Origin of the sequence: Bathymodiolus thermophilus thioautotrophic gill symbiont (assembly GCF_003711265.1) — a bacterium.
Classification (GTDB): domain Bacteria; phylum Pseudomonadota; class Gammaproteobacteria; order PS1; family Pseudothioglobaceae; genus Thiodubiliella.
Map to the genome: position 1 here is coordinate 1,889,499 of NZ_CP024634.1, position 14,304 is coordinate 1,903,802.

Annotated in this window: 7 protein-coding genes and 1 pseudogene; 1 reads left to right on the forward strand and 7 read right to left on the reverse strand. The window is 38.6% G+C overall.

Translation table 11 applies throughout. From position 1 onward, the window contains the following. Window positions 1–407 precede the first annotated feature (407 nt). The 4 genes and pseudogenes from MS2017_RS06545 to MS2017_RS11920 form a co-directional block, all read right to left on the reverse strand. Window positions 408–3,359: a hypothetical protein gene (locus tag MS2017_RS06545; protein WP_122951674.1), complete on the reverse strand. Its 2,952-nt coding sequence runs from the start codon at window positions 3,357–3,359 to the stop codon at window positions 408–410. A gap of 362 nt (window positions 3,360–3,721) precedes the next feature. After that, window positions 3,722–3,985 (reverse strand): hypothetical protein, encoded by a 264-nt coding sequence (locus tag MS2017_RS06555; protein ID WP_122951675.1) that lies wholly within the window; start codon window positions 3,983–3,985, stop codon window positions 3,722–3,724. A 620-nt stretch (window positions 3,986–4,605) separates the two neighbouring features. Next, window positions 4,606–9,264 carry a beta strand repeat-containing protein gene (locus MS2017_RS06560; protein ID WP_122951676.1) on the reverse strand — a complete coding sequence of 1,553 codons (4,659 nt, stop codon included), beginning with the start codon at window positions 9,262–9,264 and terminating at the stop codon, window positions 4,606–4,608. A 389-nt stretch (window positions 9,265–9,653) separates the two neighbouring features. Further along, a pseudogene (locus tag MS2017_RS11920) lies at window positions 9,654–9,791 on the reverse strand (IS30 family transposase); the annotation flags it as partial. 165 nt (window positions 9,792–9,956) lie between these two features. On the opposite strand from MS2017_RS11920, the gene MS2017_RS06565 reads away from it, so the two are divergent. Next, window positions 9,957–10,217, forward strand: a complete 261-nt coding sequence (locus MS2017_RS06565) for a hypothetical protein (protein ID WP_122951677.1) — start codon at window positions 9,957–9,959, stop codon at window positions 10,215–10,217. 1,682 nt (window positions 10,218–11,899) lie between these two features. Here MS2017_RS06565 and MS2017_RS06570 read toward each other — a convergent pair. The 3 genes from MS2017_RS06570 to MS2017_RS06575 all read right to left on the reverse strand — a co-directional run bounded on the left by MS2017_RS06570 (window position 11,900) and on the right by MS2017_RS06575 (window position 14,253). Then, complete coding sequence (locus MS2017_RS06570) at window positions 11,900–12,409, reverse strand: Lcl C-terminal domain-containing protein (protein ID WP_122951678.1); 510 nt, start codon at window positions 12,407–12,409, stop codon at window positions 11,900–11,902. 70 nt (window positions 12,410–12,479) lie between these two features. Next, on the reverse strand, window positions 12,480–12,626 hold the full coding sequence (locus MS2017_RS11330; RefSeq protein WP_158009224.1) for a hypothetical protein: 147 nt from the start codon (window positions 12,624–12,626) through the stop codon (window positions 12,480–12,482). A 40-nt stretch (window positions 12,627–12,666) separates the two neighbouring features. Then, complete coding sequence (locus tag MS2017_RS06575) at window positions 12,667–14,253, reverse strand: Lcl domain-containing protein (protein WP_122951679.1); 1,587 nt, start codon at window positions 14,251–14,253, stop codon at window positions 12,667–12,669. Window positions 14,254–14,304 lie beyond the last annotated feature (51 nt).

The following is a 14,304-nucleotide window of genomic DNA, read 5'->3' on the forward strand; positions in this document are numbered from 1 at the left end:
AATTTTGCCGAATTATTTATGTTTATACAAAAATTTCTATATGAAGAAGACTTTTGTATAAATATGAATAATCATCAAGCATCCACTTTTCACTCACTTGGTAATTTTTTAAACCCAGACTTAGCCCTGCTAGGACAAAGTTTAAGAAATTACCAAGTGGGCAAAAATTGAATTTTGCTAATCATCTATATTTATATAAAGGTCTCACAAGAAAATTAAAATTATACTACGGAAATTTGGCTTGAATTAATATTTTTTTTAATGAGTTAAATGCTTCAACTCAAACCCTTGTTTGTTATTTTTTAACCCCCACAACTAACAAACCCCCAATTAAGGGGGCTTGCAGACTAACTAAGGATGCTTATTAGTTAATAACAGGGTGCGTGAGAAGCGCAACCCACTTGGTTTTAATTGCCATTACTGGCATCTTGAATACCCGTGCCTATTACTACAGGGAAATTATTAGAATCTAACTCAATTAGATCGGAGCCATCTTGCCGTTTACAAGTATAGGTAAGTGGGTTCGCCACCGATGGCTCCTCTATGGAATGCTCCCAACCTGAGTAGAGCATAAAGATCTGTTTGTCGCAATTAATTAGATCTAAATCAGCGAGACTAACCTGAGAGGCATCTTCGTACCCAGCCTTCACAAGGGATAAGACCTTGCCATTAAAGTAACCTTGGTCATAGTTCACTGTTCCAAGGTAATCAAGCAAGTTTATTTCGTCAGCATGAGGGAACCAGGATCTTATGTTGGCTTTCTGTTTCTCAGTAAGAGTAACATCTAGAACGCCACAGTATGGCAAAGAGGAGTCGCCTGTGACAACAAAAGGCTTATCTGCATCCTTACTTAACTCCTCAGTTATCTTCTCAACATCAGGAGTTGCATGCTTGTTAGCATCATCAATTTCCTCATACACACAGGCGCCAGCACCGTCACCAGTCTTAAGGGTAAAGGTATTTGCCGTTCCTTTCGTGTTGTTTATATTGAACATCAACTTTGTAAACCTTCTTGCATCGCCACGCAACATATGCACCCAATTGTTACTCCTCATGAGTTCAGCCGATGCCGCCTGGTTAGCACGCTGAACATTTTCTTTCTCAATGATCGTCTGAGTAGCCTCAAGATCTGCTGCATGGGTATTAGCAACTGTGTAAGCAGCATTGGCAGTTTGTGAGTAGGTAGTAGTGCTAGCGTTCGTGCCATCGTCATAATCTTTGGCAGCGTCATCTTTATAGCCTTTTGCAGCGTCACGGGTAGCGCCAGTTTCTGTATAACCTTCTGTCGCCTTCCAAGCGGCAAGTGCCATGTTTTTTGCGGTTTCAGCACCCGTTTTGGCATTATTTGCCATATCTTTAAAGTACCTAACATTCACCTCTGCATTATTGGAATCAGTTTTGGTATCTGTGAGCGCTCTGGCAATTGTGGCATCAGTGGCAAGCAATACATTTTCTTTAATTTCTACCGCTGTCTCCGATGCAGTCTTTGCAATATTTTTTTGCATTCCAGTTATCTTAGCCCAAGCGTGTGTGGCAAAAGTATAAGCGTTGACCACCAATTGATTAACTTCTCTTTTGTCGGCATCAGCAATAGTTGCACTGTTAGCCGCAAGCTTTGTGTTACTTGCCGCTGTATCGACTGCTCCAGCCACTATAAGTGCGGCCTCTATTGTTCCACTTTCAATAAGACTGGCGTTTTTTTCTTCAGCCACTTTTTCTTCTACTCTAGCAGTGGCAAGATATGGAGGGGTGTTTACTATAGTGTAGCGATCAGCAATGGCACTTATGATTCTTGCTATCGCCTCCCAGTCACGCTTAGCATTATCACTAAAATCTTTGATGTCATTTACAAGTCCAGTGCTATTGGTGGGATCAGCGGTAGTGGCAGATGTCCAAGCACTGGCGGCTGCATTCTTTGCGGCTTCAGCAGTGGTATGCTCACTAATGGCATCTTCTTTAAATCTAGAAATATCAACCAAGACTTCGCTGTTATCGGCATTTGTCTTAGCTGTAGTGGCATTTGTCTTGGCTGTAGCAACAATGCCAGCCTTGGCTTGTGCTGTTGCCTTATACCCTCCTATCTCTGCTTCTAGATACAGTGCAGCTGCTCTGGTTACAATGTTGCCCCTGAGGGTAACTATGGCATTGTAATACTCTAGTACACCAGCAGACTTCTCGTTATCTTTGCTTGGTGTTACCCCATTAGAGTAGGCGAATCTGGTAGCCTCGGCATCAACAGAGTTATTGCCAACTAAGCTTTTCTTGGCATTCTCAGCATTATCCATAGCGACTTGTGCCAAACCTACTTGAGTGGTTATAGCAGTAAGATAGCTATTTATACTTCCTACAGTGGCTGTTTGTGCGAGAGACTCTGTGTTAAATGCACTTTTGTATGCATTCCAAGCCTGTGTTCTTGCCTCTTGAGCGAGAAGCAATTTTGCACGAACAACACTGCCTGCTATTCTGACACTAGTTGCATAAGCAAAGGCTTTATCTTTTTCAACTAAGGCCATTGCTGTTAATTGTGTAGCTCCTTTAGCGTCCACACGCTCATTACTGTAAAAGTTTTCGACTGCCACCACATTGTTCTTGGCTGTATCAAATAAAGTAGTTGGATCAAAATCATCAGGAGAGCCAATCACTGGAACTATTTCCAATGCTACAACTTCGTTATATGCTTTTTTGACAATATCGAAGGCAACCATTGCAATATCATAAGCAGTCTTGGCCTCGTTTGCTGGAGTAACCACATTCTCAGTAGCGGCTAAAGCAGCGGTTACTTTTGCAACCACAAGTTCAACACTGGCTTTTACATTAGTCCATGCCGCCCCTGCAACAACCTTTCGAATGTGTGTATAAGCATTAAAGTATGAGGCTGCGGCTTTGTTTGCTGAAATTACAGCAGCATCATAGGCGGCCTTGGCGGCTGCTACATTGGCGGCGTCATCAGAGGCGTTAGAAGCGGCGTCATTGGCGGAAAAAATGGGGTTTTCGTTATCAGACTCAGCTTCACTTGTAATTCTTACTGCCTCTTTCCATGCTTGCATTGCCATAAGTAGTGCATTTGCGGCCTTAAAGCTTTCATCTTTTACCATTATTTCTTGGTCGGTTACTTCTTTTGTAACTTCCTTGCTATCTGTAAAACTGCTTAAGATAGTAGAGGCGGTAGTTTCAGCATTTTCTGCAGCCTTTGTGGCAATGACATTAGCTGCTTTTGCAGCCTGTGATGCCGTAGCAGAAGAACTGTATATTTCAGCACCAGGTTTCGGTGTGCTTGAATCTCCGCCCCCATCCGAACCACATCCTGCTAAAAATGCGACTGTAAATAGCATACCCATTGCTTTATTTAGTTTTTTCATAATGTTTTTTCCGTTAATTTTTTAAAACGCCATCATTGACACCTGAAAACCCCCAATTAAGGGGGTAAAAAACTACTAAAGTTAGGGTCATGGAGTAATAAGGGCTATAAGTTTGCCCCAGTCTCTAGAGAAGGTGCCTCAGTTTGAATTATTACGATTGTTATATATTGTTGCGTAGATTAGTGGCAGTATTTGCACTATCGTAAAAACCTGAAGAGTCATTTTTATGCGTAGTAACTGAAACAGCATCAGTGACTCATAAGTTTTTGCAGAATTCCAAATGGCATTCGCAACATTCTTTGTGGTTTTAGTGCTTCTAAACCCTCGGCGGGGTCTTTTTAGATTGAGCAGATGGGTGTCAATCATTTTAAACTTACTGTTAGTATATTCCAAGGCACCTCTGCATTGATTGCCTGTTGACCATCTGAGTTATCCCCATTTTGGGTGCTAGTGGCTAAAGTGTTGTTCTTTGCAGTTTTTGCATTAACCGCTAAATCGTACAAACAAGTACCTTCAAAACTTCCAATTCTGGAAACGGCATTATACTGCGCTATACCAGTGTAAAAATCTAACGCTTTTAACTTCCTGATTAACTCATTGAATTTGTATTTTTCTTGTCTTGCCATGTGCTTATTTCTTCGTTTGAACAACTAATTTTATATGCAAAAGATAGTTTAATAATGATACCATTAAACCAACCTTAAAAATTTATTATTCATATTTTAGTAGCACTGCACTTGATTTAAGTGCAATATATTGCATCTAACACACGACATTACCCAAACTTTAGCACTAATGAAACCACTGCATAAGCCAAAAAAAATCACCAAAACTTCAAAAGCCCTACCTTTCTAAGAAACTCAAAAAATCTGCAAAAAAAAACACCTATATTATTGCCTTTCATCTCTTATTTTCGCATCTTTTTGTTAAAAAAAAACGCAATAACCCCAGAGACCCCTGCATTAAACATAAATATCAACCAAAGACTAAATTTTATTCAACATCCATATCTGATACAAAGGCCTGATAAAAGAATGGTTGCCAAATTACACCTAAATCTTGATCTATCCATAATTTTTCAGTGTGGCATTGACATTACTATAAACACCATAAGTAACACCATCCTTTGTTTCTGCAGAGCCCTTTAATAAAGGCATTATTACTATCCACTTTATCACCTGACTTTAAGAACATTGGTACTCGCTTAAAGGACATGCTGAACCATTGTTTAGATGCCTCTAAAAAACTAAAGCATTTGAACGCCTTGTTGAATCCAAAGTTCAATATCAGATGAATTTAACATCTCTGAAGAACCAGCACTATAATGATGAATGTTATAAGTATGGTCACTCACAGTTTGGACTTCGCTTGATGATTGACTAAATCCAATGGCATTAACACTATCAAGATGACTACCTTGGACTAGAAGGATATTGATTTCATCGGAAAGGCTGAAGAAATCACGCAGAGTGAATGTTAATTTATTGCCTAACTTGCCATCCCCACCTGAAAGGTTAATCACCTCAATACCTTGGATGCGATTATCATCTATTGCTCTCAAATCTAAATGCAAACCTTCGCCAGCCAAATGCAAAGTATCACGACCACCACCGCCATTGATGCTGGTGAGTAAATTACTACTAAGAGTATCGCTACTAAGTTTGTTAAGATTGTCCGCGTTAATGGTGATCCGGTCGTCACCATTACCTGCATAAAAAACATCGTTTCCACCATTACCTACTAAGACATCATTATTTACACCGGTAACAAATAACTCATCATTTGCACTGCCTACAAATGTATTGCCAGCTCCTTTCTCTTGAAAATCAATTACATGAGTGCTGATTCCATATTGGGCAACATCTGCCAAATCAACAGCTGTGGTATCTTTTTTGCCAAATATTACATAAGATTTTCCTACCCCTTTTCCCTGGGCTGTGCTCGCCTTATTGGCACCAACAATCAAGTCATCTAAACCATCGCCGTTGATATCACCTGCTGAGGAGACTGAAATACCGCTGTTGTCACCAGCATGCTCACCGTTAATAACAAAACCACCTGTGCCAATACCAGATGCTAAGGAAATGTCTGATAAATTAACAGCAGTGCCACTCGTTTTGCCAAACACCACGAAAGTTTTACCTGCATTAGGTCTTCCATCAGGATTCGCCTTATTGGCACCAACAATTAAATCATCTAAGCCATCACCGTTGACATCACCTGCTGAGGAGACTGAAATACCGCTATTATCATTATTATTTTTACCGTTAATGACAAAGCCTGCTGCACTCGCACTAGTTGCTGCGCTAATATCTGATAAATTGATAGCGGCACCACTTTTTTTACCAAATACCACATAAGCCCTACCTGTCGCACCATTTTGTTCTATATTGGGGGCGCCAATAATCAAATCATCTAAGCCATCGCCATTCACATCGCCTGCTGAAGAGACTGAATGACCGCTATAATCATTACTCGTCTCGCCATTAATAACAAAGCCACCTGTGCCAATATTCGACGATAAAGCAACATCTAATAAATTAATAGTGGTATTGCTCTTTTTACCAAACACCACATAAGATTTACCCACTTGCTCTCCATTGACAGTGCTTGCACTAGGAGTGCCAACAATTAAATCATCCAACCCATCACCATTCACATCGCCTGCTGAGGAGACGGATGTTATGGTGCCACCGTCTACCACTGATACACCACTAATGGTAAAGCCGTCTGTGCCAATTTCGTTGCCAATGTCCGATAAATCAGTAGCAGTAAAAATTCTGTCGCCACCAAACACCACAAAAGCTTTACCAGCGGCTACTTTTGACCCTTGAGCGCTAATAATCAAATCAGCAAAACCGTCGCCGTTAACATCGCCTGCTGAGGAGACTGCATTGCCACTGTAATCATGAGAATCTTCGCCATTAATAACAAAGCCACCTGTGTCATATGGTGAGGCAACATCTGCTAAATTAATAGCCTTAGTGTCCCCCTTACCATACACGACATAAGTTTTACCTGAATATTCTTTTTTACCAGACTTTGCAAGCCAAGAGCCAATAATCAAATCATCAAAACCATCGCCATTCACATCGCCTGCTGAAGAAATTGAACGACCGTTCCCATCACCATTATTTTCGCCATTGATCACAAAACCGCCCACACCAAATTGTGCATCAATATCTGATAAATTAATAGGGGTGCCATTCGTCCTACCAAACACCACATAAGTTTTTCCTTTTAAAGATTTGAGCATATTAGCAGGCGAGCCAATAATCAAATCATTTAAGCCATCGCCATTCACATCGCCTGCTGAAGAAACGGAGATGCCAGTCTCATAATCAACCTTTTCGCCGTTAATAACAAAACCTTTTGCTACAGGAATAACAATATCAGCAATATCTATACGGGAGAATCTTTGGTAAAGTGTTGTATCCAACCTATCTCTTAAAGCCTCCTTGTCAATACTGACTTCCCCATTTTCACTGGGTGTCATTGTGTAACTCAGTGTTCTTATGTTGGTGTCGTCTTCACCTAACCAAAAAGAGAATACTCTCGCACCATCCATTTTAAAAATTTCACGGTTCATAAAACCTGTTTGCAAGCCATCGACTTTTCTATCAAAAGTAAGTTCAAGAACAATGGTGGTACCATCTTTAACGAAGACAGTAACGGACACATCTAACATTACACGAAAATTCGCACCTTGCTCTATCCATAATTTTGCCGTTGGCGCATTCTCGTGAAAATAAACAACATAGGTAACACCATCAGCAGATTCTACCGTGTTTGATTTGTGAAATCCAATAGCTTTAATGATGCTACTCGGACCTCTGATCTTAAGAATGTTAGTTTCATTGGAGAGGTTTAAAACATCATACAAATCGCACGATAGCGTATTAAACAAATCCTTCTCCATTTTGGGCCCAGACAAAACAATAGTTTCAATGCCTTGAATACGACCATCACTTATTTTTGAAAGATCTAAAGTTAGATTATAACCAACCAACTTCAAAGTATCATGCCCGCTACCACCATTAATGCTAGCCAGTAAATGACTACTAAGGGTATTGCGACTAAGTTTAGCAAGGTTGTCAGCATTGATGATAATTGTGTCATCACCTGCACCTGCATTGAAGACATCAGCACCGCCATTGCCCGTTAGAGTGTCATTACCTCTACCAGCAACAAACAATTCATCCTTTGAACTACCTGTAAATTTTTCATCACTATCATTACCCTTAAAATCAATTGCATGGGCAATACCGTCAACACCATCAACGCCGTTATTAAAATCCGTCAAATTGATGGCCGCTGTGTCGGTTTTGCCGAATATTACATAAGATTTACCTGCATCCCTCAATTTGGCAGGACCTGCTCCAGATGCACCAATAATCAAATCATCTAAGCCATCGCCGTTGACATCGCCTGCTGAGGAGACTGAATCACCGCTATAATCACAGCTTTTATCGCCGTTAATAACAAAGCCACCTATGCCCAATTCAATATCTGATAAATTAATGGGGGCACTACTTCTTTTGCCAAATACGACATAAGCTTTTCCTGCGTATGTTCTCGCAAAAGGATTTGCTGCATGTGCACCAACAATCAAATCACTTAAGCCATCGCCGTTGACATCGCCTGCTGAGGAGACTGACCAACCACTAAGATTAGAAAATTTCGCACCGTTGATGATAAAGCCATCTGTGCTGTCCCTGCTTGCCATGTCTGATAAATCAATGGCAGTCGTATTCATTTTGCCAAATACTACATAAGATTTTCCCGCATTAACACCTCCAACAGAGTCTGCATAAAGCGCACCAATAATTACATCATTTAAACCATCGCCATTGACATCGCCTGCTGAGGAGACTGAACAACCGCTATAATCACCTTCTTTCTCGCCATTAACAACAAAGCCACCTGTGCCTGTGCCAGACGCAGAAGCAATGTCTGATAAATTAACAGTAGTACCATTTGCTTTACCAAACACCACATAAGATTTACCAGAATTAACTTTTCCAAGAAAAATCGCATACCGAGAACCAATAATCAAATCATCGAAACCATCGCCATTCACATCACCTGCTGAGGAGACTGTCCAGCCACTGAACTCGTTAGAATTTGCACCGATTATAGTAAAGCCGCCCACGCCTTTGTCGATGACTGATAAATCAATAGCGCTGGTGCTATTTTTTTTGCCAAATGCTACGAAAATTTTACTTAATTGATGATCCTTAGGCTCTGATGTCATCATGCCACCAATAATTAAATCATCTAAGCCATCGCCATTCACATCGCCTGCTGAGGAGACTGAATAACCACTAAGATCGCCAATTTTCTCACCATTAATAACAAAGCCACCCGTACCAACACCAGATGCTGGATCAATATTCGATAAATCAACAGCAGCACCATCCACTTTACCAAACACCACAAAAGATTTGCCCGAATTTTCTTTTCCAGTAGAACCTTCCGCATAAATACCAACAATCAAATCATCTAAACCATCGCCGTTAACATCGCCTGCTGAAGAGATTGAATAACCATTGGTATCACCAATTTTATTACCGCCAATAGAAAAACCCCCTTTGTTAGAGGCAATATTTGACAAATCAACAGCAGCGCCATTCACCTTGCCAAACACCACAAAAGATGTGCTGGTAAATTTATTGTCTGAACCAGCAGGACTTACCAGCCAAGTATTAACAAACAAATCGTCCAGACCATCGCCATTCACATCACCTGCTGAGGAGGCTATATATCCACCGTCAATCACAAAGCCTTGTTTGAAATGAGACTTTGTGTTTTCATTTGTTGCCCTCCGAAACCTTATCTTTTCATCTATTGCCTTTGTGTTTCCATCTGTTGCATCTATTGCATCTATTTTGAATGTGGTTTGCATGGCTATTTCTCCAGAAGTTAAATAAAAATTTACCTATATAATACCACGGAATTAAAAAGTTGGGTTAATTATTTTTAACAAAATTCAAAAGCAAAAATCATTCTTTTTCAGTCTCCCTTGAGAACGACAAACCCAGTGTCACTCACCCTATTTAAAAAAAAGCAAACCAACCCAACCCGAAGCCCACTTTACCACCACCCAAAACAACCCAAACAAAGATGCCTTTCACTGTCTCAAACCCATTTTCAAAAATAAAATGAATATAGCGCTAATAATCGCCCCAGTATTAGTAAAAATACCTATTATACTTATGGACATAAAGGCTATTTTTTACTACCAATACTTGGGATGAACACTAGATTATTTAGTTTGTTTTTTGAAAATGGTATTTTGCCGATAACCAAGTCAATTTCCCAATCGCCAATACAAGTGCGAGTATCAATATCAATCCTGCTTGATATAATGCCTTGATAGTTATTTTTACCGTAGCGTTTTCGATATGTTTTATATGAATGGCGTAGGCACTTGCAATTGGCTAGAAATTGTTAGTGTTAAAACTGATAAAAGCGCAATTCTTACAAACACCGAGTTTATGACAACAAAGAGAGGCACTACATCAAAGTTCGTGCAGTTGTATAAACAATGATTCCGACAAAAAACTATGCAAACTTAACTATCCATACAATGGCGTTTTGCAGAGTTTAAAAGATAAAGATTGCGACAGCAAGCCGTTGGTTGTAAACAATCTGCTATTTGTTGATTCATTTACCTCAAGATACAACACAACAAATGCCACCACCTACTTTGGCAGCAAGTTCCACAGTACAAACAAGATTCTAATCGATGAAGGCATACATCCCATAAATACCCAAGGGATTACTAATCATAGCAGAGCAGAATCAACCAAAATATATCATCCATTATTCAAAGTGAATGGTACGCCGCTCTCCTGACAACTTTTTCAAATTTCTTATACACCCAATTCGTGGTGTGATATTAATTTCAATAAAAAAATTTATCCTTAGATGTCAAGTATTCAAAAAATAAAAAGGATAATTTGATACCTATTAACGATATTTTGATTGAACACTTTTCAACACTCAGGGGAAAATCAAACCATCCAAAGTAATCAAAACAAGTTTTTAATATCACAACATTTTTAAACAGTTACAAAGCAGAACAAATAAACGAAGATCAAATCTCAAGACTATTCACAAAATGGTCGAAAAAAAATTGGCACACTTGTCTCTCCCCACAGATTTAGACACACAACAGCGACAAAAATTACCAATAGCAAATGCCATTTAAAATCACTGGTCATTCTGACATTAAAACAACTTTAGGTTATGTTGAAACGAATATTGACGATTTGAGAAAGATTCAATCAGTCATTAATAACGCAAGAAATAGATAAAAAAACCACTTACCGATTTTTCGATAAGATCACATAAGTGCTTACTTGTTGTAAAAAACTAAAAAATATATTCTTGAATTTTATTACAGACCTTACTATATTTATTAAGCAAATCATCTAGGTAAAAAGTTTAAAGAGCCAAAATTTCTAACTTCAGTGGCAATCAAAATTAAAAAAATTCTGTTTAGTTTATTAAATCTTGCTTATCTCATAAGCACTACTAAGCGCTGTATTTGAATAGGCGGGTCTCATATATATGATTTGTGCAAAGAATTTGGATTGTGGGTTTCAACTGCCGTATTCGAATAGGTGGGTCTCACATATCTCTGGCACGATAATTATTGCGAGTGCAATGATGTTTTTTGTAGGGGTGTTTACCATGTTTCGTAACACCTATTCTTGTCAAGACTTGACTAAATAAGGAGTGACAAAGGCAAGCAATAGAAGGCAAAAGTTTTGATGTTGGTTTTCTCTATGGGATAGGTTCATACGACTCTACCCGAAAACATTAATTTTAACTTCTAGTTGGCAAATAATCCTTAATTCTTTGCTCATTTTCTATTGTAGATTGTTCACGCCCTCTTGATTGGCTGGATTATCTTACCCCCTTCTTTGCCTATGTTTTCCATTATTTATCGTTAAAAATTATGAACCTTATTTGTTCTGGTTAAAAACTCATGGGCTGCGCCTAATGACGCATAAATCTCATTGATTTTTCCCAAGTGGCATTAATTGTGTAACTTTCGGTTGAACTTGTAGAGGCGTCATGTGCTGAGTTAGAATAAACTTCACCGCCAATTTTAGTAAATCACCAAAACCAGTTTTTACACCAGTTTGATTAGTCCACCTACCCTATTTCCCAAAAGTTATATCTTTGGGAAATATTGCCCACAATACGGTCAATAAATAAATTCAATTCTACTGATAAAACTTTAGAATTAAAGTATCTTATTGGGTATTTTTAGCAATGACCGACATAGATTCTCGCCAATTGGGGGTGGTGCGTTTATGGGTGTCAATGTCAAATTCACTATTTTTCTACTCATCTACAACTACCCTTCAGATGAAAAAGCAACCACATGCTGGCAACATATTCCTCCCAAAAGATAATACTTGTTTATCTTCATCACACTCTACATCTTGGGGAAATATTAAACACAATACGCCGTTCTTTTAATAAATCTTATTATGATGAAAGTGGCAAAAGTCGGATTAAAAAAATTACTGTCCGAGGCGCACTAGGAGAACCTTAGATGTTTTATCGTGGCGTATCCGTTCTCTTTCAACACCATTGCTAAAATTCAGTTGAAATGCTTTATGTTGTTCATCACGAAAACTAGGTGAAGATGCCCAAAAGAATCCAGCGGGCATATTAGGGAACAATCTTTTATTAATGCTTGGATTGTAGCAACTGCGTTTAACAAGACTTGCTAATTCTTTGATATTTGGTAAGCGCCAATCTTTATATCCTGCAAATTTTCTTTTTTCTGCTACTCTTAATGCCCTCTTCCAAGTTACCTCAGGGGCTCTTCCTTTTGAGCATTTAATGCCTCTTGTTCCTTCGGCACATCTTTTCCACATTAATTTGGTTAATGTGTCCGTAACAGTTCCGTTATTATTATATTCATAACGATCGTTTTTCCAATTGTCGACAATATTAGGGTTGCAGATTTGAGCGCTCATTACTAAACCTGATAAAAATACTAAAGTTAAAAAAATTGATGTTTTCATAATTTTATTCCTATGGTTAAAAAATTGCTAATTGTTAAATTAGGTAAGTTCTATTATTGATATCTTGATCCTATTCAAGGTCGTTATAAAAATTACCTAACTCTTCGTTACTTAAGGTGGTTACATAAGTCTTATTTGCTAACAACATAACTTTGATTGTTTTCAAATAAATACTTAAATGTTTAAGAAATATTGGAACAATATCATCGTTAAACATAAAGACTTTCAGAATTTATTGTATAGAAAGTAATTCATAATTATTCCCCAAAACGCACTAAGCGCACATTGGCACCTGTGCCAGCATTCAAGCGCTCTCCATGACCATTAAAGAAATGTATTCCCCACGGTGTACTCTTGTTTTTATTAACATTAGGCACAGACGACCAAACAAAATTAGCAACTGTATGGGGGAAATAAGTCATATCTATGCTAGGGGTTTTAGAATAATCAACGATACTTCTAAGCTCCTCAACCGTTGGCAATCGCCAATCTTTTTTGCCGCATAAGCCCGCCTCATTTACCGCTGTCACAAAATCCTGAGTGTTAATTGGACAATGTCCAACAAGAAATATACCGCCGTCTGAGTCATCACAATTATTACTGGGGTGGAGTTGTTTCACGCCCATCTTGCCACCATTACTTTTTCCATCTGTACTATACCAAAAGTACTTACTATGCGAATCATGTAAATTAAGAACATCAGGGACTTTGTTCTCCCACATAAGTCCAGTTACCTCATCTTTAACACAAGACCAATTTGTTGCAGTAGCTGCGAGTGGCTTACCTGTATTGCTGATCTTGGTAAAACTAAATCCTGCGTGCCCATCACTGTCATCATTATGCGTTGCATCACGCCCTTGATTACAATCTTGCTTGCTTTTTATATTACTAGTGCAGTTAGTATTGTTACCTCTTCTACCCTGAGTTTTCTTGTTGTGGCCTAGTCTGTATCCTCCGCCAAAAGTAATACCTGTGTCGTTAAGCACGCCAAGTCCAGCTCGAGGTGTGACTTTTACTTGCTTACTCACATGACCCTCTACACCTTGAGAATCAACAGGGGTTACAACAACATAGTATTGTACATTATTAGACAAACCTTTAATCGTATAATCATAATTGTTACCATTCTTACACTGAGGAGGAGAGCATTTGTGTGCTTTGGCATTTGAAATGAATGTGCCATCCTTTAAAGTTGAGTAGTTAACAATATGACCATCTAAAGATTTAAAACTTTGTTGTGCATAATATATATTGTAAGATTTCGCAGGAGAAAATGTATTCCAAGATACTTTGATTTGCCTATTACCTGCCACTGCCTTCGGTTTAAAAGGGCCTAACACCTGAACTTCGGATAGAGATAGGAAATTCTTATTAAGTAACTGTATTTTAACATAGCGACCTACCTTGCCCTTTTCACCTAATTTAATAGTCTTTTTGGGATGAGGTACAGTATGAAAGTCTTGTTGATAAGTGTGCTCATTAAAGTTTCTTTTAGAAGAGATGCTGACTCTATAGTTATTTATTCTCTCCATACAACATGCAGTACGGTTGAATATATTGATTTGGTTGATAACTTGCTGACTGCCCAAATCAACCATCCACCAAGCGCCTTTTTCTTTTTTAGTGTGGGTAATGCCTGTATACGATAACCAAGATCCTGCGGTATTGCCGTTAACTGCATTTTTAGCTTGGTAGCCCCAATACATACTGGATTGAGTGGCATGTTTGCCGTAGGCTAGATTAGTATAGGTTAAATTACTGTTAGCGTGAACTGTGGCAGTAATGAGAGAGGCCGTTAATAGCAAAATACGACTAAGATTTTTATTAATAGATATTAAGTTCATTGCGTTTTCCTTATTTAAATTAGATTTACTTTATTAAGTTTAGATTTAACT